This window comes from Streptomyces sp. YGL11-2 (assembly GCF_050054615.1).
Taxonomy (GTDB): Bacteria; Actinomycetota; Actinomycetes; order Streptomycetales; family Streptomycetaceae; genus Streptomyces.
Map to the genome: position 1 here is coordinate 1 of NZ_JBNHIN010000086.1, position 18,713 is coordinate 18,713.

General features: G+C 68.0%; 24 protein-coding genes and 2 pseudogenes. 22 read left to right on the top strand and 4 right to left on the bottom strand.

Going from position 1 to position 18,713, the window contains the following annotated elements; genetic code table 11:
* The 9 genes from ACO1BR_RS41665 to ACO1BR_RS41705 form a co-directional block, all read left to right on the top strand.
* A partial coding sequence (locus tag ACO1BR_RS41665; RefSeq protein WP_426800333.1) for a hypothetical protein occupies positions 1-446 on the top strand: 446 nt, incomplete at its 5' end.
* Positions 440-763: a hypothetical protein gene (locus tag ACO1BR_RS41670; RefSeq protein ID WP_426800334.1), complete on the top strand. Its 324-nt coding sequence runs from the start codon at positions 440-442 to the stop codon at positions 761-763. The genes ACO1BR_RS41665 and ACO1BR_RS41670, both read left to right, overlap by 7 nt.
* Positions 760-1,113: a hypothetical protein gene (locus tag ACO1BR_RS41675; RefSeq protein ID WP_426800335.1), complete on the top strand. Its 354-nt coding sequence runs from the start codon at positions 760-762 to the stop codon at positions 1,111-1,113. The genes ACO1BR_RS41670 and ACO1BR_RS41675 overlap by 4 nt, the downstream gene beginning before the upstream one ends.
* The gene (locus ACO1BR_RS41680) at positions 1,110-1,541 is read left to right on the top strand and encodes a minor capsid protein (RefSeq protein WP_426800336.1); all 432 of its coding nucleotides are present in this window, start codon (positions 1,110-1,112) and stop codon (positions 1,539-1,541) included. The genes ACO1BR_RS41675 and ACO1BR_RS41680 overlap by 4 nt, the downstream gene beginning before the upstream one ends.
* Before the next feature lie 11 nt (positions 1,542-1,552).
* On the top strand, positions 1,553-2,071 hold the full coding sequence (locus ACO1BR_RS41685; protein ID WP_426800337.1) for a phage tail tube protein: 519 nt from the start codon (positions 1,553-1,555) through the stop codon (positions 2,069-2,071).
* Complete coding sequence (locus ACO1BR_RS41690; protein WP_426800338.1) at positions 2,071-2,559, top strand: DUF7426 family protein; 489 nt, start codon at positions 2,071-2,073, stop codon at positions 2,557-2,559. The genes ACO1BR_RS41685 and ACO1BR_RS41690 overlap by 1 nt, the downstream gene beginning before the upstream one ends.
* Positions 2,560-2,786: 227 nt before the next feature.
* Positions 2,787-5,207: a phage tail tape measure protein gene (locus ACO1BR_RS41695; RefSeq protein WP_426800339.1), complete on the top strand. Its 2,421-nt coding sequence runs from the start codon at positions 2,787-2,789 to the stop codon at positions 5,205-5,207.
* Positions 5,208-5,215: 8 nt separating this feature from the next.
* Complete coding sequence (locus ACO1BR_RS41700) at positions 5,216-6,118, top strand: phage distal tail protein (RefSeq protein WP_426800340.1); 903 nt, start codon at positions 5,216-5,218, stop codon at positions 6,116-6,118.
* 11 nt (positions 6,119-6,129) lie between these two features.
* A complete protein-coding gene (locus ACO1BR_RS41705) occupies positions 6,130-7,176 on the top strand; it encodes a hypothetical protein (protein ID WP_426800341.1) in 1,047 nt (348 codons plus the stop codon).
* A gap of 308 nt (positions 7,177-7,484) precedes the next feature.
* Here ACO1BR_RS41705 and ACO1BR_RS41710 read toward each other — a convergent pair whose 3' ends face one another.
* Complete coding sequence (locus tag ACO1BR_RS41710) at positions 7,485-7,934, bottom strand: hypothetical protein (RefSeq protein ID WP_426800342.1); 450 nt, start codon at positions 7,932-7,934, stop codon at positions 7,485-7,487.
* A gap of 507 nt (positions 7,935-8,441) precedes the next feature.
* On the opposite strand from ACO1BR_RS41710, the gene ACO1BR_RS41715 reads away from it, so the two are divergent.
* Both ACO1BR_RS41715 and ACO1BR_RS41720 read left to right on the top strand, forming a co-directional pair.
* Positions 8,442-9,473: a hypothetical protein gene (locus ACO1BR_RS41715; RefSeq protein ID WP_426800343.1), complete on the top strand. Its 1,032-nt coding sequence runs from the start codon at positions 8,442-8,444 to the stop codon at positions 9,471-9,473.
* Complete coding sequence (locus ACO1BR_RS41720) at positions 9,473-10,216, top strand: hypothetical protein (protein ID WP_426800344.1); 744 nt, start codon at positions 9,473-9,475, stop codon at positions 10,214-10,216. Before ACO1BR_RS41715 ends, ACO1BR_RS41720 begins: the two co-directional genes overlap by 1 nt.
* Positions 10,217-10,285: 69 nt before the next feature.
* Here the strand turns inward: ACO1BR_RS41720 and ACO1BR_RS41725 are convergent, their stop codons facing one another.
* Complete coding sequence (locus ACO1BR_RS41725) at positions 10,286-10,798, bottom strand: hypothetical protein (protein WP_426800345.1); 513 nt, start codon at positions 10,796-10,798, stop codon at positions 10,286-10,288.
* Positions 10,799-10,985: 187 nt separating this feature from the next.
* Between ACO1BR_RS41725 and ACO1BR_RS41730 the strand changes: the two genes are divergently transcribed.
* From ACO1BR_RS41730 to ACO1BR_RS41745, 4 genes and pseudogenes are all read left to right on the top strand, one after another.
* The gene (locus ACO1BR_RS41730; protein WP_426800346.1) at positions 10,986-12,434 is read left to right on the top strand and encodes a hypothetical protein; all 1,449 of its coding nucleotides are present in this window, start codon (positions 10,986-10,988) and stop codon (positions 12,432-12,434) included.
* Between the two features lie 88 nt (positions 12,435-12,522).
* A pseudogene (locus ACO1BR_RS41735) lies at positions 12,523-13,071 on the top strand (GH25 family lysozyme); the annotation flags it as partial.
* A gap of 193 nt (positions 13,072-13,264) precedes the next feature.
* The gene (locus ACO1BR_RS41740) at positions 13,265-13,531 is read left to right on the top strand and encodes a hypothetical protein (RefSeq protein WP_426800347.1); all 267 of its coding nucleotides are present in this window, start codon (positions 13,265-13,267) and stop codon (positions 13,529-13,531) included.
* Positions 13,528-13,785, top strand: coding sequence for a hypothetical protein (locus ACO1BR_RS41745; RefSeq protein ID WP_426800348.1), 258 nt, complete (start codon positions 13,528-13,530; stop codon positions 13,783-13,785). The genes ACO1BR_RS41740 and ACO1BR_RS41745 overlap by 4 nt, the downstream gene beginning before the upstream one ends.
* Before the next feature lie 66 nt (positions 13,786-13,851).
* Here the strand turns inward: ACO1BR_RS41745 and ACO1BR_RS41750 are convergent, their stop codons facing one another.
* Together ACO1BR_RS41750 and ACO1BR_RS41755 are read right to left on the bottom strand one after the other, a co-directional pair.
* Positions 13,852-14,040 (bottom strand): DUF397 domain-containing protein, encoded by a 189-nt coding sequence (locus tag ACO1BR_RS41750; RefSeq protein WP_426800349.1) that lies wholly within the window; start codon positions 14,038-14,040, stop codon positions 13,852-13,854.
* Complete coding sequence (locus tag ACO1BR_RS41755) at positions 14,037-14,873, bottom strand: helix-turn-helix domain-containing protein (RefSeq protein ID WP_426800350.1); 837 nt, start codon at positions 14,871-14,873, stop codon at positions 14,037-14,039. The genes ACO1BR_RS41750 and ACO1BR_RS41755 overlap by 4 nt, the downstream gene beginning before the upstream one ends.
* 107 nt (positions 14,874-14,980) lie before the next feature.
* On the opposite strand from ACO1BR_RS41755, the gene ACO1BR_RS41760 reads away from it, so the two are divergent.
* The 7 genes and pseudogenes from ACO1BR_RS41760 to ACO1BR_RS41790 all read left to right on the top strand — a co-directional run bounded on the left by ACO1BR_RS41760 (position 14,981) and on the right by ACO1BR_RS41790 (position 17,912).
* The gene (locus ACO1BR_RS41760) at positions 14,981-15,181 is read left to right on the top strand and encodes a hypothetical protein (RefSeq protein ID WP_426800351.1); all 201 of its coding nucleotides are present in this window, start codon (positions 14,981-14,983) and stop codon (positions 15,179-15,181) included.
* Positions 15,178-15,555, top strand: a complete 378-nt coding sequence (locus ACO1BR_RS41765; RefSeq protein ID WP_426800352.1) for a hypothetical protein — start codon at positions 15,178-15,180, stop codon at positions 15,553-15,555. Before ACO1BR_RS41760 ends, ACO1BR_RS41765 begins: the two co-directional genes overlap by 4 nt.
* The gene (locus tag ACO1BR_RS41770) at positions 15,552-15,680 is read left to right on the top strand and encodes a hypothetical protein (protein ID WP_426800353.1); all 129 of its coding nucleotides are present in this window, start codon (positions 15,552-15,554) and stop codon (positions 15,678-15,680) included. Before ACO1BR_RS41765 ends, ACO1BR_RS41770 begins: the two co-directional genes overlap by 4 nt.
* 250 nt (positions 15,681-15,930) lie before the next feature.
* Positions 15,931-16,131 carry a hypothetical protein gene (locus tag ACO1BR_RS41775; RefSeq protein ID WP_426800354.1) on the top strand — a complete coding sequence of 67 codons (201 nt, stop codon included), beginning with the start codon at positions 15,931-15,933 and terminating at the stop codon, positions 16,129-16,131.
* An 84-nt stretch (positions 16,132-16,215) separates the two neighbouring features.
* Positions 16,216-16,647 (top strand): annotated as a pseudogene (locus tag ACO1BR_RS41780) (hypothetical protein); the annotation flags it as partial.
* 169 nt (positions 16,648-16,816) lie between these two features.
* On the top strand, positions 16,817-17,650 hold the full coding sequence (locus ACO1BR_RS41785; RefSeq protein WP_426800355.1) for a protein kinase domain-containing protein: 834 nt from the start codon (positions 16,817-16,819) through the stop codon (positions 17,648-17,650).
* A gap of 91 nt (positions 17,651-17,741) precedes the next feature.
* On the top strand, positions 17,742-17,912 hold the full coding sequence (locus ACO1BR_RS41790) for a hypothetical protein (RefSeq protein ID WP_426800356.1): 171 nt from the start codon (positions 17,742-17,744) through the stop codon (positions 17,910-17,912).
* Positions 17,913-18,713 lie beyond the last annotated feature (801 nt).

The window sequence follows — 18,713 nt, forward strand, 5'->3', positions numbered from 1 at the left end:
GCGGTGTGGCGCGGGATCAAGGTCAACCCGACCGTTTCGGGGGAGTGATGTTGCGCCGCCTGTACGCCACCCCCGAGCAGCTCGCCGCCTACCTCGGCGAGCCCGCCCCGGACGGCGCCGAGCGGCTGCTCACTCGCGCGTCCGAGGACGTCGACAGTGCGCTGCTGACCGCGGTGTACGCGGTCGACGAGGACGGCGACGCCCTCGACGCGCGGGTGCGCGCCGCTCTGGCCGATGCCGTGTGCGCGCAGGTCGAGCACTGGCTCGCCACCGGCGACGACGGCACCGGCGCCGGCGGCATCTGGGACTCGGTCAGTATCGGCCCGGTGTCCCTGTCGGGTCGGTCCGGGCAGCCGCCGGGCGCCGGCGGTGTCGAGCTGGCCCCGCGCGCCGCCCGCGCCCTGCGCCGCGCAGGGCTTGAGCCCGGGGTGGTGTGGCCGTGGTGACACAGGTACCGGCGGTACTGCTGCGGCACCGGATCACCGTCGAGCCGTACGCCGGCGAGGGCGCCTACGGGGCCCAGTACCGGCACGCCATCCCCAACGTGCGCGCCCTGGTGGACGAAGCCCCGCGCCTGGTGCGCACCGCCGACGGCCGCCAGGTCACGGCAACGGCGACCGTGATTGCCGGGCCGACGCTCGACTGCCCACCCGGGAGTCAGGTCACCCTGCCCGACGGGCGCACCACCACCGCACTCACCGTCGCCCGGCACACCGCCCCCGGTCTCCCTGTCCCTGCGTGTACGGAGGTGACGTGCGAATGAGCCAGTCCGCCCGCCTGCACTGGAACGGCCAGGCCGCAACCGCCGCCATCCAGCAGGCTGCCTCCCGCGGCGCGCTGCTCGGCGCCGAGCACATCCTCCAGGCCAGCCGTCAACGGGTGCCGATCGCCGAGGGCACCCTCGAACGATCGGGCGCCGCATCGGTCGACGAGCAGCAGCTCGTCGCGGCCGTCTCCTACGACACCCGGTACGCCCGCCGGGTGCATGAGGATCTCAACGCCCGGCATTCTTCGGGCCGTTCGGCGAAGTATCTGGAGTCTGTACTGCCGCAGGAGTCGGCGACGGTACAGGCGTTGATCGCCGCGCAGGTTCGGCGGGCGCTGCGCTCATGAGCTACACCGCCGACCTCCTCGACGGCCTCGCCCGGCTGCTGCATGAGCAGGGTGTCGGTATCTACCTCCCCAGCGGCAGATACGCCCCGGACGAGACCGCGATCACCGTAGCCACTACCCCTCCCACTCCCGACCGCATCATCTGCCTATCCGCTTACCCAGTCACCGAGTCGCCGCAGCTCACCGACACCACCACCGGCATACAGGTACGCACCCGAACGGGTCCGGACCCGCGCGACGTTGACGCCCTCGACGACGCGGTGTTCGACGTGCTGCACGGCTCCGGCCCCCATGCCTGGGGTGCGGCCCGCGTGCAGCTTCTCTATCGCGCTTCGGCTGTGCCGATCGGTGCCGACTCTGCCGGCCGTATGGAGCGCAGCAGCAACTACTACGCCCGCGCCCACCGCGCGGCCCGATACCTCGAATAGGAGGCGCCACGATGGCAACCCCGACGCCGCCGGCCGAGACCGTGACCGCGCTGGCCCGCCGCTACCGGCTGGAGCTGGACACGAGCAAGGACGGCACCCCCGCATGGGCCGTGATTCCCGGCATCACCGAGTTCACCCCCAAGGTGGAGCCCACGCAGCAGGACGTGACCACCTACGACGCCGAGGGCTGGTCGGAGCAGGCCGTAACGATGCTTGCCTGGTCGGTCGAGGTCACCCTCGCCCACCGCGCCCACCCCGTCACGGGCGTATTCAACGCCGCACAGGAAGCCTTGCGAAAGGCAAGCATGTCGTTCGGCGCCGCCTCCTACGTCCGCGTGCGCTACTACGACCGCAACGGCGCCCCAGACGCCCAAGAGGGCACCGCCCTGGTCACCTGGGAGCCCGAGGGCGGCGGGCCGGACGAAGTCGACACCATCAAGGTCACCCTTACCGGCAGCGGGCCGCTTACAGAGATCACCAACCCGGCCGCCGACGCGCCGCCGGTGAACAAGAAGGGGGGTGACGTGTAGTGGGGTTCGAGGCGCTCGACGAGCTACTCGACGAAACCATTCAGCTCCCCATCCGGGGCAAGACGTACACCGTTCCGGCGCCTTCCGCCGAGGTAGGTCTGCGCACGCAGGCGCTGCTGAACGCCGCGGCGGTGGCGGCCGACGGCGGATGCGTCGACGAGCAGGTGCTCGGGGACGCCGCCGAGCGGGACCTGTATGCCGAGGTGCTCGGCAGCGCGCACGCGCAGATGGTCGCCGACGCCGTTCCCTGGCCCGCCCTCAAACACGCCGCCCTGACCGCCATGGTGTGGATCACGCAGGACAAGGCCGCGGCCGAACGCTTCTGGAACGCGGGCGGCGACCCTTCTCGTCTGGCCCCGAACCGGGAGACGCGCCGGGCCCGGTCGGGCGCGGCGAAGTCGACCCCGAGTCGGGGCTCTACGAGTGGTACGAGTGGCCCGAAGGCACCCCCCGCCCGCGCCCGGGGCAAGGGCAGCCGCCCGCGCTGACCTGGGCCAAGATCCTCGCCCACTGGCCGCTGATCGAGGCCGACCTACACGAGATCTACGGCATCGACATCGGCGACCGGGCACTGCTGCGGACCCGGTCCTGGCGCTGGCTGCGTGTGCGCATCCTCGCCCTTCTCTCCGCCGAGTCCCGCCTCGCCCGCGCGCTCACACCCCCGCCCTCCGCCCCCGCACCCGCGGGAGGCACGACCGTCCGGAGGTGATGCGCCGTGGCTCTGCGTGTCGGCGAACTCGCCGCAACGATCACCGTCGACGACTCCGGAGCCCGCACGGGTGTGCAGCGTGCCGAGGCCGCGCTGCGCGCCGGCGGCGACCGCATGGCCGCCAGCGCGGACCGCTCCGGACGGCAGGCCGGCAACCAGCTCGGCGACGGCGTCGAGCGCGGCGCCGACCGGGGCGGCAACCGTGCCGCCGAGGCCATACAGAAGGGGCTCAAGAAGCTCGCCGCCGCCGCGGTCGGCCTCGCCATCGGTACCGCCCTGGTCGGCGGGATCGGCGAGGCCCTCGAACAGGCCAAGATCCCCGGCCAGTTGCAGGCGCAGCTCGGCGCCAGCGGGCCAGCCGCCGCGAAGTACGGCAAGGCTGCGGGTGCGCTGTATTCCGGGGCGATCGTCGACAGCGTCCAAGACGGTGCCGAGGCGATCAAGGGCATTGCGCGGGCTGGTCTGCTGCCGCCCGAGGCGACCGAGCAGCAGATCACCACCATGGGCAAGCGCGTGGCCGACACCGCCTCGGTCATGGGCGAGGACGTATCCGCCGTCACCCGATCCGTCGGCCAGATGATGCGAACCGGCCTGGCCAAGAACGCCGACGAGGCCATGGACGTACTCGTGCGCGGTACGCAGCGCGGCGCGAATTCCGCCGAGGATTTGCTCGACACGTTCACGGAGTACGGCACTCAGTTCCGGAACATGGGCCTGTCCGGGCAGCAGGCCATGGGGCTCATTCAGCAGGGTCTCAAGGGCGGTGCCAGGGACGCGGACGTCGTCGCCGACACCATCAAGGAATTCAGCATCGAGGCCGTTGCCGGGTCGGACAAGGTCCGGGGCGGGTTCGAGAAACTCCACCTGAACGCCGACGCCATGTTCGCCGCCATCGGCAAGGGCGGCAGCAGCGCGAACGGCGCCCTCGACAAGACCCTCGACACCCTGCGGGCCGTTAAAGACCCCATCGAACGCAACGCGATTGCGACCGAGTTGTTCGGCACCAAGGCCGAGGATCTCGGCGACGCACTGTACTCGCTGGATCCGTCCAGCGCCGTCAAGGCGTTGGGGGACGTCAAGGGCGCCGCCGACGGTGCGGGCAACGCCATGCGCGACAACGCCGCGACCAAAGTCGAGGTGTTCAAACGCAAGTTGATGCAGGGAGTTGTCGAGGTACTCGGTACCTACGTCGTCCCGGCGATTGAGAAGCTCGTGAACTGGCTCGGCGACGGCGGCCTCGGCCGCGCGTTCAAGACCGCCAGCAGCTTCATTTCCGAGCACTCCACCGCCCTTGGCATCGCGGCCGGCGTGATCACCACGCTCATGCTCCCCACCCTGATCACGCTCGCCGCCCAGGCAGGCACCACGGGCGCGGCGGTGGTGACGAGCTGGGCCACACAGACCGCCGCCAGCGTTACCGCTGCTGGTCGGTTCGTGGTCACCAACGCCACCATCCTTGCCGGTTGGGTGGCGCAGGGCGGCGCCGCCGCCGCTGCCGGTGCGCGCGTGGTGGGGGCATGGGTCCTCATGGGCACGCAGAGCCTCATTCAGGCCGCGCGGATGGCTGCTGCCTGGGTTTTGGCTATGGGCCCCGTCGGCTGGATCATCACCGCCGTGGTGGGCCTGGTGGCGCTCATCGTCGCCAAGTGGGACGCCATCAAGAGCGCCACAGCCGCCGCCTGGGAGTGGGTCTGGAACAAGATCAAGTCAGTCGGTCAGTGGCTACTCGATCTGTTCCTGAACTTCACCCTCGTCGGGATCATCATCAAACACTGGGACGACATCAAGGCCGGCACCGTCCGGGTCTGGAACGCCATCGTCGATTGGGTAAAGGCACTGCCGCAGCGCATCGTCGACTTCTTCCTGAACTGGACCCTCGTCGGGCTGATCATCAAGCACTGGTCAGCGATCAAGGACGGTACGAAGCGCAAGGCCGGCGAAATGCTCGACTGGGTCCGCGGCCTGCCTGGACGCATCGTGTCGTACTTCGGCGACTTCGGATCCATGCTCTACGGCAAGGGCTGTGACCTGATCTTGGGTCTGTGGCGCGGGATCCAGAACATGGGTCCCTGGCTGGCCAGCACCCTCGCCGGGTGGGCGAAGGATCTGATCCCCGGGCCGATCGCTCGCGCACTGGGGATCCATTCACCCTCGCGCGTGATGCGTGATCAGATCGGCCGGCACATTCCGTCGGGCATCGTCGAGGGCATCAAGTCCGGCGCCCCTGCGGTCGACCGCACCATGCGGTCGCTGGTGTCCGTCCCCACCGCCCCACAGCTCGCACCGGCTGGCGCCGCACCGGGCAACGCCGTTCCACAAAGCGGTGGTTGGGGGACGACGCTCCACATTGAGAACTGGCACGCCGGCGGACAGTCCGCCGACCAGCTCGCCGCCGCGCTGGCCTGGCAGATGAAGGGCAGGGGGTGACCCCAATCATGGCTGCGGGTGATCTGGTCACCCTCCCCGGACACATTCAGTTCGGCGAGCTGCTGCTCGGCCCCGGCACGGCCGTGCGCTGGCAAAAGCTCGCCGGCTGGGAGGACTCCCCCGGCGTCGACTCCGGCACCGTGGCGCGGTCCGGCGCACACGGGGCGATCCCCGGCCGGCTCCTGGCGCAGCCCCGCACGATCACGGTCGACGGTGTCGTGCTGCGCACCGCGCCCGGCGCGATGACCGCGGCGGTAAGGGAGTTGGGCGCGTACCTGGCGTTCCACGACGACGAACTACCGCTTGTGGTCCGTCTCGACGACGCGCCGCCGCTGCTGGCCTACGTCCGGTGCCTGCGGCATTCCGTACCCGTCGACTCCGGCTACCGCATAGGTGTCGCGACGGGCGGAGCGATTCAGTTCGAGGCCAGCGACCCCCGCCGTTACAGCCTGATCGAGCAACGCGCGGAGATCAGGTTGCCGGCCGCCGAGCCGGGCCTCGACTGGCACCTCGACCCGGGCCCCGAACACCTCGCCTGGCCAATGGACTTCGGGGCGCCTGGCTCCACCGGCACCACTATCGCCACCAACAACGGCACCACCGACACACACCCGACCATCACGTTCCGGGGACCGGTCGACCGGCCCAGCCTCACCAACCTCGCGACCGGCGACGTAATCGAGTACGACACCGCCCTCGCCGACGGCGACGAGCTGCTCGTCGACACCGCGGCCGGCACGGTCACGCTCAACGGCACCGCCTCACGACTGAGCGACGCGACCGCCCGCTCGGTCCCCGAGCAGACCCTCACCCTGCACCCCGGCACAACGCCCTGGGCGTTTCGCGCCGCCCCCGGATTCACCGACCCCCGCGCGACCGCCGTCCTGCGGTGGCGCTCGGCCTACTGGTAAGGAGACCGCCCGTGACCGTGCGCGCCGCATGGCTGCTGCCCACCGGACAGACCCGAGAAGACACCCGCCTCGCCCCCGTTGGTCCCATGGCGCCTACCTCCGAACTCACCTCGCGAGATGGGGTGATCGCCGGTGGAAACCCCCTCGCCGCGTCCGGCGTAGGGCCGATGCAACTCCAGATCGGCACCGGCCGCGCCCTGGTTCAGGGCACCACACCACAGGGCGCGTACCCGATCGTGGTGACCTCACCCGAGACAGTGACGCTCGCCGACGGCGACCCCCAGTACGGCCGCGTCGACGCCGTCGTACTGCGGGTCCAGGACGGGCTGTATGACACCAGCGAGCAGACCGCCGTCACCATCGAGGTCATTCAGGGCACCCCCTCGGCAACCCCGACCGCCCCCGCGCTGCCGCCGGCCGCGCTGCGGCTGTGGGAGGTGACCGTCCCGGCCGGCGCCTCCGCCGGGGTCGGTGGGATCAACTGGTCAAGTGCGCTGGCCGACCGGCGCCGCTACACCGCTTCGGCTGGCGGGATCATCCCCCGCGGCTGGGGGCTCAGCTTCCCAGGCGCCTATGACGGGCAGTACCGCGACAACGGCACCGGGCTGGAACGCTGGGACGGGAACGACTGGCGCAGCGTGGCCGAGCGCCATTACGTCGCCGTCCGCAAGGATGACCTCTACAGCCTTGCGGCGAGTCGCTACACCCCAGTGCGATGGACCGGGGTGGATGCGCGTTCCGACACCTCGATGTGGACGCCGACGAACCCCACCCGTCTCGTCGCCCCCGTCGCAGGGCTTTACACCACTTACGCGCAACAGACCTGGCCGGGCGGCGCCGAGCAGGCTCGCGTCCTGGTCGTGAAGAACGGTGGCGTCCAGGAATGGCACATGTCTTTCGTCGCCCGCTCCAATGGTGGGCAGGGGAGCGCCGCTGCCCTCCCCGTCGTGCTGAAGGCCGGCGACTACATCGAGGTGAGCCTTTACACGTCAGCCGCGCTGGACAACGTCCCGGGGCGGTACAGCTATGCCGCGCTGCGGTGGGAGGGCCCGGCATGACACCAGCGCCTACCGCGTCCTTCTGTGCGACCTGCGCTGCCCCGGAGCTACGCCAGCACGCCCCGCCTGACGGGGTGTAGCAAATACCGATGGCGGGACATCAGCATGCTGGCGTAGCTACCGAGGCGTACTTTCTATCGGCGGGCTCGCCAGATCACGACCGTGCCACCGGCCGTGGTGCATACCAAGTAAAGGCCCAGGATGATGCCCCACACATCACCACGCCAGAAACCGATAGCCGTCATAGCGAGCGCACCGAAGAGCGCGAAGGTGATGAGTACCCGTCCGATATGCATTGTCAGCAGTCCTTAAACACAGTTGTCGGCGAAGCCCTTGGCCGCCGATGCCGCTCCGCCAACGAAAGCCCCAGCGGCGGCCAGCGACGTTCCGGCGGTCATCGGAGCGGTGAGGGCAGCACCAGCAAGGCCAAGCCCACCCGCGGCAGCTCCCGCACCGTCCATAATGCAGTCCCAGTCGATGCTACGTGCAGACATCTGGCCCGGGGCCGCCGGCCGAACCAGGGTGCCTTCAATCGTGGAGCCGTTCACATCAGAGATCGTCTGCGTGACCTGGTCGCCGTTGAGAGTCCAGGTGGCCTTGTGGACCTTCCCGGCCGTGTCCTTGATGTCTTGGCGCGCCATACCACCGACCACCTGCCCGTTGGCGTCAAGGAACCGGACGCCGCGGGGGGTGAGGACAGCGTGGTCACCCTTCGGCAGGTTGATCTTGAACGTGGAGGTAGTAGCGAACTTCGCCACCTGTCCACGATTGACGAAAACGTTCGCGGGCTGGTCCTGTGAAGCCGGTGTGGCAGCCATGGCGGAGGGAGCAGCAACTCCCAGTGTCGCTGCGAGGGTTATAGCAGAGACAGCAAATTTGGCGCTGCGGTGAGTGAACAAGAAAGTCCTCCCGTTTTCAAAACACAGATGTCCGCTGGTCAATTCGGACTGGTCACGATCAACACCATCATTTCCGCGAAGCGGGTGTCAACCGAGCAACTAGCAATACTGCATCAATGTTTTGAGTGTCATATCGCCATGTGTGTCATGGAATTTCATCCCGAATGCGCGTTGACCAGATCAAGACGGACACGAGTGGCATATCGACCACCAGGCTTCATCAACTGACCCACCAAAGTCCCTTGTTCGCGCATGACGCCGCGCAAGCAGTTCGTTTCGGCAATCAGGGGGTGATCCGCGATCGTCCCCGCCTACCGAGTACTGCTGTGCGACCTGCGCACCGATCAGCTGATCGATGCACTACCGGTGCAGCAGCTCGCTCTCGACGACTGGATCGGTAAGACCGGAAGTTTGTCGGCCACCATCCCCGTGCCAAATCCCGTACTTGCGGCGCGAATTCGCGCTGTGTTGCAGCCAGGCCGCACAGCGGTCTGGGTCGAGCGCGGACGCGAAATCTGGTGGGGTGGCGTGCTATGGACCGCTGAGGTTCAGTCAACTGATCGCGGATTTCTGTCCATACAAATCCAGGCCGGAACCTGGGACTCGTACCTCGATCACCGACTGCTCTTTGACTCCCAACGCGTCGATGATGTGGACCAGTTCGACATCGTCCGGAACCTGATCGACTACGTGCAGCACACGCCGGGCGGAGACATCGGCATCGAGTGCGACCCACAGCCCTCCGGCACCCGGCGCGACCGTTCGTATTCTCGCTATGACCTGCCCACCATCCGAGACCTGATCACCCAACTAAGCGCGGCCGACGGCGGGTTCGAGTGGCGCATCGCCAGCTACCGCGACCCGGCCTCGGGTCGGCGCGTCAAACGTCTCCAACTCGGCTCGCCTGTCATACGGACCGGCACCGCCGACATCGTGCTCGACCACCCCGGCCCGGTGCTGTCCTACAGCTGGCCCGTGGACGCCACCAAGCAGGCCAACGCCTGGCAGTCCCGCGGCGCGACGATCAACAACAACCAAGCGCAGGACTCCACGCCGTTGACCTCCGCCCTTCTGGTCGCCGATGGGGACATCGCCGCCGGCTGGCCTCGCCTGGACGGCAGCAGTGACTACTCGACCGTTGAGCAGCAGCCCACCCTCGATGCGCATGCCCGCGCCGACTGGGCCGCCGCCCGCCACCCGGCAGCCATTCCCGAGGTCACCGTGCACGTGGACGGGCGTATATCCCCTGCGCTGCTGGGCGCTGTGGTCCGTCTGCGGATCCGTGACCTGTGGTGGGCCGAAGGGCTCGACGAGCGGTACCGCGTCGTCGGCCTGGCCCTCACCCCACCCGAACGCGGCCGACCCGAAACCGCGAAACTTTACCTGGAGGCGTCCTGATGGCTGCCGTTCCGCTCGACCTCCTCGACCGCATTCGCACCCTCGAACGGCAAGTTCGCGAGCTGGCCGGCCGGGCACAGACCCGACCGGCCATGACACAGATCAACCATGGCGCCGTGGTCATCGGCGAGGGCGGCAGCCTCGACGTCCGCGCGCCGGGCGGCGCGCAGATTCTCGGTGTTGGACAGTTCGCCACGGGTCGCTACGGCGTGAGCATGGCCCGCGAGGACGGGACCGGCGTCGCCCTGGAGGTCGGCGGCAACGACAACACCGCATCCCAAATGGTCCGGCTGTTCGCCCGCGGCGGGTACCCCTCACCGATCGTCATGGACGACGGGTACGCCGACGGTTACCTCGGCCGCCCGTGGGTACCCATCCCCCTCGCCCCCAGCGCCACCGTCACCGCCTCCGACTGGACCACCACCCACGCCGGAACCATCTGGACGCAACACGCCGTGCTCGCCGCACAGTGGTCGATCTTCGCGCCGGCCGGCACCACCGCCGAGGCCCGCCTCATGCTCAAACGCGCCGGCAACCTCACCCAGCTTGGCGACACCATCACCGCCACCGGCAAAGAGGTCTTCACCTCGCAGCGCATCACCCCCGGCATGCACGGCCTTTCCCGTGGCGACACTGCCGCCTTGCTCGTCCAGGCCCGCCGCACCGCCGGGGCCGGCACCGCGGTTGCGTGGTGTCAGGGCATGTGGGGCGCAAACACGCACAGCACCGCCGAGGCGGCCTAGCTGACCCACGAACTCCTCGCTTCAGCAACAGACCAGACCGGCAGGGCTTCTCGTTTACGATCGCGGAACCTAGACCATGTCGAAGGCGAAGAAACCCGTCTCCTCCGGCGTTGTTCCGTTGGTCCGTGTGAGGAAGCCAAGTACCGGTCCATGAAAGTTGTGCCGGAACGTGTGCCAGAAAGTCTTGGTGATCGAGTCGCCGCCCTTCCGCCACACCCGACCGTAGCGGCCTTGATGCCACGGCTCGGCGCCAGGCTTCCCATGCTTGCAGAGCGCGCCACCGATGGAGTCGGTAGCGAGGCAGTTGCCAGTAGCCACACTTACGATGCCCCGCCCATTGGGGGTTCGCTTCCAATGCTGGTTGGCAGCCTCCCTGTCACAGGGCACAAGAGCGTAGGTGCTGGCGTCCTTCATCTCCGAAGACACGCACATAAAAGCGCCCTCGAATACGGTCTTGATCTGGAACTCGGAACCGACAGGCGGAATGTTCGCCTGAGCGGGAGCGGCCCCGACCACTGCGAGAGTGGCCGCCGCGACGAGCGACGAGACAATACGAGTGCACGCAGTCCTCTTCTTGACCACGTTTGCCCCATTCCCCTAGATCAACGCAAGAAGACGATCCTGACACCGCCGGCCGCCGTCGCACTTGCCTTGGAAGTTCAAACCACCCCATCGGGCGACAAGCGGGCACGTCGGGGCGAACCGACCGGCAACACCACTGATCTGCACGTCACTTGAAGGGACATCCCTAACCCTGGAGGCCACGCGCATGCTGCCCAAGTCCATCCCCACCGTCACTGTCAGCGGCCGTTTCCTCTCCCCTGACGGCCGTCCCCTGTCCGGCAGCGTGACGTTCCGCGCGCCAGCGCAGCTCACGTTCCCGGCCGCCGATGTCATCCTCGGTGGGCCGGTCACTGCGCAGCTCGACGCGCAGGGGCAGATCAGCGCGACACTGCCCGCCACTGATGCGCCCGGCATGGTTCCCGACGGCTGGTCGTACACCGTGACCGAGTCCCTGTCGGGCATCCCGGTCGGCCGCTCGTATCAGGTCCTGCTGCCCACTGAGGCGCCCGAGATCGACCTCGCCGACGTCGCCCCCACCGACCCGACCAAGCCCAACTACCTGGCGGTTCGGGGCGCTTCCGCGTACGAGGTGGCCAAAGCGGAAGGGTTTGAGGGCACCCGGCCCGAATGGCTCGCTTCCCTGGCCGGCCCCCGCGGACAGGAAGGCACGCGCGGTCCGGCCGGGCCCCAAGGCGAGCCAGGCCTCCAGGGTGAGAGCGGCGTGCAAGGCGCTCCGGGGGCCGACGGCCGGGTGCAATCTGTCAACGGTCAGTCTGCCGCCGAGGTTACGCTCGCCGCGGCTGACGTCGGAGCGGTCCCTATGGCCGCAGCTGGCGCCCCAGGTGGCGTCGCCCAGCTCGACGACACCGGCCGCGTCCCCACCGCCCAACTCCCGCCCACCGCCGATGCGGTCGCGTCCGTCAACGGCAAGACCGGCGCCGTGCAGCTCGCCGCCGCCGACGTCGGCGCACTGGCCGCCAGCGCCCGCGGAGCCGCCGGCGGGGTCGCCAGCCTCGACGCCAGCGGCCGGATACCCACCGCGCAGCTCCCGCCGGCAACCGGCGCCCGCAACATCTGGACGCCGCAGGCCCTCGGTTTCCAGGCGTGGACGTGTGACCCGTACACGGTTGCCAACCCCGTGGCCAAGTTCCTTGCGCCCCAGCGGCTTTACGTATGCGGCATCAACATCACGGAGCCGACCCAGGCCAACAGGGTGATCATGTTTGCCCGTGGCTACGGGGGTGTGCCTGCCGACCGGTACTCCGCGGGCATCTATCGCGAGGACGGGACGAAGGTCACCAGCACCTCAGCTCCGGTCGGTCTCGACATGGCCGGGCAGACGGCCGGCAGCCCACCGCAGATGATCAACAACCACATCGGCGCAACGCCGATCGCCATGCCGTCGACGGTCGTCCTCACGCCCGGCCGCTACTGGCTGACGTGGGTCCTGACCACGGGCGGCACCTCGGATTACGCGTTCTACCACGTACAGAACGAGGCTCCCGTCGCCGCGGCGAACCTCTTCTTCGGGGCCCCGTTCGCCCGCGCCTGGTACCTCAACGCTCAGTCCAACACCCCCGCCAAGCTGAACCAGGCCGACGCGGGCGTGCTCACCGATCACGACATTCCGATCATGGCCCTCGCCCTAGCCTGACCACACACCCAGCAGACCACCTGTTCAACCTCACACTGCACGCCCGAGCGCACCGCGCCGGGCGTTTTCTCATGCAAGGAAGGCACACATGACCGTAAGAGGCGTCGACGTCTCCTCGTACCAGCCGAGCGCCTACTCGACCAAGGGTCTGGACTTCGCGTTCATCAAGGCCACCGAGGGCACGTCGTACATCAACCCCCGCCAGTCCGCCCAGGCTGCCCACGCCCGCCGAAACGGGCTGATCACCGGCTTCTACCACTTCCTGTGGCCGGGGAACATCGAAGCGCAGGCCCGGTACTTCGTCGAGAAGTGCGCCAGCGTCGAGGGCGACGTCCTGGCCGTCGACTGGGAGACCACCGGCTCAGGAACCCGCGCGACGTGCGCGGAAAAGGACGCGTTCATACGCGCGGTGAAGCGGCTCCGCCCAACTCACCGGGTGATCTTGTACGCGAACCGCGACTTCTGGCTGAACCACGACACCACGTCCTACGCCGGCGACGGCCTGTGGATCGCGGACTACGTCACCGCCAGCCGCCCCCGGATCAAGGCGAAGTGGCTGTTCCACCAGCACACCGACCAGCCCCTCGACACCAACGTCGGGGCCTTCCCCGACCGGGCCGCGCTGCGAGCATGGGCGACCGGCACGACGGCACCGCCGAGCCACCCCTCGCCGCCGGCCGCCACATACACGGTGCAGTCCGGCGACACCCTCTCAGGCATCGCGGCCCGGTACGGAACGACCGTCGCCAAACTCTCCGCCGCAAACCACATCAGCAACCCCGACCGGATCTACGCCGGCCAGACACTCAAGATCGTGAAGTGAAGCGCCCATGACCGACCCCACCCGACGCACCATCCGCACCGTCGTGCAGACCACCGTCGCCCTCGCCGTTCTCCTGCCCGCCATCGTCGACGCCTCCGGCATCCCCGCATCCCTGCCGTGGGTCGCCGGATCCCTCGCCATCGCGGGCGGCCTCGCCCGCGTCATGGCACTGCCCGGCGTGCAGGCGCTACTCCCCGGCTGGCTGCGCACCGGCCCGCCGACTGACGTCGAGCTGCGCGCCCTCGCTCGCAAGGACGGTGGAGGCGACGCGTGACCGACCGCGACCCCGGCGACGTCGCCCTCGAACTGGAACGCCTCCGAGGCGCCGTCGACAAGGGATTCGCCCGCGTCGACGGCTCCCTCGCCCTCCTCGTCCAGCGTTCCGACCAAACCGACCGGCAGCTCGCCGACCACGAACAGCGCCTCGACGCCATCGAACGGCGCCGATGGCCCCTGCCCAGCATCGCCGCCCTGGTCGCCGTCGTCGGCGTGCTCGTGACCGTCTGGCAGGCCACCGCCGCCCACTAGCGGCAAAGAGCCCCGCTGCTTCATCAAGGGGTGAAGTGGCGGGGCTCCGGTCGGGACCGCTGCGGCTTAGCCGTGAGTCTTGGCGAACTGGACGAGACCGGCGAACGCCTCTCGGGTCAGCGTGAGCTGCGGGCCGCGCGGGTGCTTACTGTCCCGTACAGGGACGACTCCGGGGATATTGGCAGCGACCTCGATGCAGTCGCCGCCGTTGCTGCTGTAGGAGGACTTGAACCAACGGGGAGATTCGGTCGTCACGGGATTGCCTTTCGTACCTGCTCGATCATGGCCACGGATGCCGCCTGCGACAACACTTCGGCCTGCAACTGATGGTATGACGTCAACATGGGCAGTACGGCAGTGCTTTCGCGCTCCAAGTGCCCTCGTGCCTGTGACTCTGCGTACGCGACAACGGATCGATCGGGCAGGGTCAGCAGATTGATCGGCAGGTTGAACGATCTCCGCGCTCCCAACTCAAAGGGAGACACGTGGACTACCCAGTTCGGGAGAGAGGCGACATCGATAAGCCGCTGAAACTGCCGTTCCATCACCTCGGCGCCGCCGACTGCATGCCGCAGACAGCTCTCATCCATCACCACAATCACCATGGGCGGTCGGGGGCGCGCCAGCACTGCTTGCCTCTCAGCAAGAAAGGAACAGCGTTCCTCCGCTTGCTCGGGCGTGATGGCCCCGCGCTGCACGTCACCCTCTGCCACAGTTCGCGCGTACTCGGGTGTCTGCAACAAGCCTGGAACTAGCCCAAGCTGGAACAGCCGGATCTCCGTCGCTGTCTTCTCGTGCTTGACGTACTCCGGGAACCCCTCCAGCAACGAACCGTGCTTGATCTCGCGGTACTCACGTTCAAACGTATCGGCTGTGCCATCAAGACCAAAGGCAAGGTCAGCACTACGCGAAAAACGGAGAGTTGGGGACTTGGTGCCATTTTCGACGCCCGAGACGTGCACGGCCGAGTAGTCCATCCGTCCGGCTAGGTCCACTTGAGTCCAGCCGCGTTCCTTGCGCAGCCTGCGTAAACGCGCTCCGTAGGCCGCTTGCGGCGACGCGTCCGGGTTCAACTCGTTCTGATTCATGCGCCCTTCCGCCAACTTAGCTTCCAGGATTCGGAAGTTGATTCATCCCCAGGTATGACCCACGCTGAACCTCCCCGGTAGTGGAAGCGCTACGGAGAGGAGCGGCTATGCACCGCGAAGCTAGGAGCCATCGCCTGACCCCGCCCGTCCGCCTGGGGCTCCCCCGCCCCGCCCCGAAGCCTGCGGCAAGCTGCGACATCTGCCGGGCGCTGGTGCACGAGCGGCAGCTCGCGGATGCGCGGGGCGACAAGACCAAAGTTGTTGACCTGAACATCGAACTCCGCAACCACCCGGAGCACCAGCGATGACGACCGACGCTCGCACAGAAGGTCGGGCGGCTATCGACGCCTACCGTCAGCTGCAACTCCTGAGGATTTTTCCCGAGTTGATGCTCGGCGACAGCTCCGCGGGAAGACTCCAAATCAACCTGGGGCGGGTCGGCATCGGCACGGCCGAACGGCTGGCCCGCGCGCTGGCAGAACCCGGCGAGGAGTACCAGCGACCGGCCGATACCGGCCCCGTGTACATCGTCGAAGGCAGTGATAGCGGCTACCACGCCGTACCGACCTGCGCACGTGTCGGCTCACGTAGCCGCGCGGTTGTCGTCGCCTCCCGCACAAAAGCGGAGGGCGCTGGCCGCACACCGTGCCTCCACTGCTTCAGGGTGGAGGCGCGCAGATGACGGGGCGCAGGCGGCGGCAGCGCGTACGGATCACCCCCGACGGGTGGTTCGTCGGCAGCATCCTTGCGCTGTGCGTGGTCGCCGCCGTGGTCTTCATTGTCATCGCTGTCATGGCAACCGCTTGAACTCCCGCTCCCTGGTTCCCGGGTGGCACCACGCCAGGGAGCCGGGCACCACCCCCGGCTGGCCACGGCCGGGCGCGCTCCGTCTCCGGTTCCCCCGCGTACGCCGAGACGTGGGAGCGCGAGCGGTCGCCCCGGGCGAATCAGGGGCGCCCTGGGCGACCGCCACAAGCCACCTGCCCCCACCTCCCTGGCACCGTCGGTTGGTGGGGGCGGGTCACCACCGGCCCATCACCAGGGGCAGGACGATCACATGAGCCACGAGCACAAGGCAACCGGGTGCCAGCGGTGCAATGACGAGGCACACGAGAAGGCCGAGAAGGGGCGCGAAAAGGAGCAGCGGAAAGCTAGCGTTCGCCCGATCGGCCTGGTCGTAGCAGCAACCCTTGCCATGGCGGCCGTGATTGGCTTGTGGGTCGCCGTGGTGACGCTGCTGTCCTACCTCGCTGGGTAGGGCCTACTAGACCCCCGCCCCGGGCAACCAGGGCGGGTCAGCAAGTGCATGCACCACTCCAACAACACGGAGGGAACACGCACGATGACAGCAACAACAACCGAGTTACAGACCGGCCGATCGTTAGTCGATCATGAACTGTTCGAGAGCATCGCTCACTTCGTCGTCACCCACTTCGGACAGACGCCGGAACTCGCGGAGCGTCAGACGGATCAAGCACTCGCCTTCGTCGCCGCAGCGGCTACGGCAACCGTCCCCATGGTTCCGTCGGACGACGTAGATCACGCGCTGCATGCATTCATCCTGCACACCAAGGACTACGGCGAGTTCTGCCGGAATCACGCGGGCCGGATGCTCCACCACAACCCCCGGCCCGGCGGCCCCGGCCGCACGTTCGAGGCTGTGAACGCGACGGCCCGTGCCATCAAGGCGGCCGATTTCATGGTCCGCGACGAGCTGTGGACCGTGGACGGCCGGAACGCTGGCCAGTGTGACTCAGACTGCGGACGGCCGTACATCACGTCCGGCGGCGAGGACGAAGACGACGGCGGCGAACCCAACCCCCCGACGGGCGACTCCGACGACGGGCGCGACTACTACAACTGACCACCAGTAGTCTGCTCCGACCGCGGACCGGCCTCCCTCTCATTCAGGGGGCCGGTCCCTCCCGCCGAGAGGACCGACGATGCCCAACAGCGGACCGTTCGAACTCCCCTCCCATGTCCGAAGCGTCCTGCTGCCGCTAAGCGAGCGACTCGTCGTAGACCGGCGAGGCTCCACCGTCTGGGACGTGCAAACCCCCAAAGACCGCTGCGCAGTCAAACTTGGCTATCCAACCGAAGTGCACGGGTGGACGGCACTGGCCCCCGCCCGTGAAGCCTCCATCCTGCGCCGGCTCATCACCCCTGAACGCGTCCTTCTCGGCGAATGGTCAGAAGGCACCTGGAGTGCACAGCCCTGGCGCGACGGAACTTCCCTCTTCGATCTATGGCGACCAGGCCGACATCACACAGACCCCAAGGAGCCAAGCCTGAACGACGCACTCGCGTGCGCAACTGCTCTCGCCGGCCTTCACGAAGAGGGATGGACACACGGCGACGTGCAGCCCAATCACTTCATCCTCGGACCCGCCGGAACCTTTCTTATCGACCTGGGTCTAGCCCAGGGCGGAGGAGTACCCAGGAGCTACGACTTTCAGTACCGAGGCTGCCTAGTCCACTACGAGGCCCCCGAGATCTCACAGAGCATCTTGGAGTCCGGCACGGCCGTGCCCACGAAAGAGGCCGACGTGTACGCGCTGGGGGCCTCATGGTTCATCTCCGCCACTGGCTGGAGACACGTGTCCTACCCGGACGACGCCGACCGGAAAGACCAGCGCCAGGCCATCGTGGACAAGCCTCACCGGCCGATCAACGTACCCGGGCCGCTGGGCCTCCTCATCGAACAGATGATGAGCCCGAAGCCTGCCGATCGGCCGACCACGGCAGAGGTATGCGCAGAGATCCACAACGCGCTCTAACCGGCAGACAGTGAGCCTCCGCGCTGCGGCCCATTTCGTGGGCGGGGCCTCTCTGCCTCCGTTGTCAGAGCCCGCCCCTATCCTCCGCAGCATGAACGACGCACCCGGCGCCAAGATCAACCAACGCATGTACGAACTACGCGCCGAAGGACTCACCATGCCCGAGACCATCGCCCGCCTGGAAGCCGAGGGCTACCGCGTACCGGGCAACGCTCTGCCGGAACCCAAGGAACGCGCCTCCCGTGACCGGTCAGCTTCATAAGATCATCACTGCATCAAAGTGCCCGCGACATCATCGAGGGCATTCCGCACTGACGGTCGCGGTAGCACGGCGCCCCAGCAGCTCAGGCGTGGACGGACGGAACGGAGCGACCTGGCCAGTTCAGGTGTAGACCACCAAGATCCGGGCAGGCGGCGGTGAAGAACGGACCACGGACTACGGGGTGAACACCATGCACGGCGGCGGAGGGTTCAGCGGGGGCGGCCACCACGGGGGCGGATTTGGCGGCCACCATCACAGCGGGGGACTGGGCCACCACAGCAGCCACCACCATCACACCGGGGACTCGCAGGGCCTCGTCTGGATTCCCTCGTTCCGGCGCCGTGGGGCATCAGCCGAAGCCACCGGAGTGGCTCCCCTGCCCGTGGCCCTGGGCCTGCTTCTGGCTGGGCTCATCATCGGGGCACTGCTGGCGGCCCACTAGGGGCTACCCCACCTGATCGCGCGTCAACTCCGTCCGCCGGAGACCCCTTGCCCAGGCGAAAACGTTAGACGCANCTGGGCCTGCTTCTGGCTGGGCTCATCATCGGGGCACTGCTGGCGGCCCACTAGGGGCTACCCCACCTGATCGCGCGTCAACTCCGTCCGCCGGAGACCCCTTGCCCAGGCGAAAACGTTAGACGCACGCGACCCCGGCACCCGTGTTCCAAGGTGCCGGGGTCGCGCCGCGTTGCCACTACTCCGCGTTTCCGCGGGTCAGCGCCCGAGTGTTTCACCCGCACTGCTGCAGATCACAGAGCCGGACGGGGCTTTCGCGTATCTGGCTATGGTGGGGCGCGTGAT